Source organism: Rhizobium sp. SRI_017 (assembly GCF_057586295.1).
Genome location: NZ_JBYCZP010000067.1, coordinates 1 through 1,116 on the forward strand (window position 1 = coordinate 1; position 1,116 = coordinate 1,116).

The following is a 1,116-nucleotide window of genomic DNA, read 5'->3' on the forward strand; positions in this document are numbered from 1 at the left end:
ACACAAAGCCGAGCTGGGCTGTCATTGCTCGTCAGGACAAGGCCTTCGATCAGCGCATGCTGCAGGACATGGCCAAGCGCATCGGTGCTAAGGTGACTGAAGTAGACGCCAGCCATGCGCTGTTCTTCACACAGCCGGGCGTGATCGCTGACGTGATCGACGAGGCTGCGAAGAGCACGACGCAAGTCGCCAAGTAAAACCGGGCGCAAACAAAGGGCAGACGGCGAAAAACCGTCTGCTGGTGTCGCCAGGATCTGCCCCTGTATCCGATACCTCACGCATCATCGCGCGGGGCGCCGTCGGACCAGTCATCATAATTCGCCCGTTATGCATCCGCCACTGGACTTCATAATTACCGACGTCTGCTTTCGGGATGCACTGCTTTGGCCGATGTGACCGATTTGAGGGCGCTGAGCGGTCATAAGTCACGTCTCGGTCAACAAGTGGGCCGCGTGCAGAAGCCATCGGGATCACTAATGATTGCTTCGGATCGGTTGCGTCGAGACCCATCGACTGTAATGCAGGCAAGCGCTTTTATCCGACAGCTCCGGACCTCATTGCTGCCGTTGCCGGATGACGAGCGGCTTCACGACGTCGCGCTAGACCGGTTCTCCTCGGACAAAGCGAGGTGAGCCGGCCATTGCACCGGTCGTTCCGTTGTCAACCACGAGCTCTGCGGCCTGAATCCCCGAGCTATCGTCTGACGCAAGGAAGCACACGGCTTTGGCGACCTCGTCCGCGCTAACCATCCGGTTCAGAGGAGCCCGCTCGCCGAGCTTACGCTTGCGTTCCTCGCGGACCCCGGCTTCCAATTCTTCCATCCCCCAGCTCGGCGTATCTACCGCGCGTGGAACCACGAGGTTAACGCGGATGCCTCTGGGCGACAGTTCGGACGCGAACGACCGGACCATAGCAGCGGTCGCCGCCTTGCTGGCGGCATAGGCCGCCGCACCGGGCGGTCCGATAGTCGCGTAGACCGATCCCATCAGGATAATGGAGGCGCGATCGCGCAGATAAGGAAGCGCATGATGCACGGTCATGAAGGTGTTTTCTACTACCGCGAGCTGTCCTTGGAGCTGTGCTCTTGTCGTCTCACCGAGGACCGAATGAACGTAG

At 60.1% G+C, this 1,116-nt stretch carries 2 protein-coding genes; one reads left to right on the forward strand and one right to left on the reverse strand.

Annotated features, from left to right (window positions below):
• On the forward strand, positions 1-197 hold a 197-nt coding region (locus AC2YI2_RS35005; protein ID WP_487391122.1), incomplete at its 5' end, for an alpha/beta fold hydrolase.
• Between the two features lie 402 nt (positions 198-599).
• On the opposite strand, the gene AC2YI2_RS35010 is transcribed toward AC2YI2_RS35005, so the two are convergent.
• A partial coding sequence (locus AC2YI2_RS35010) for an SDR family oxidoreductase (protein WP_487391123.1) occupies positions 600-1,116 on the reverse strand: 517 nt, incomplete at its 5' end.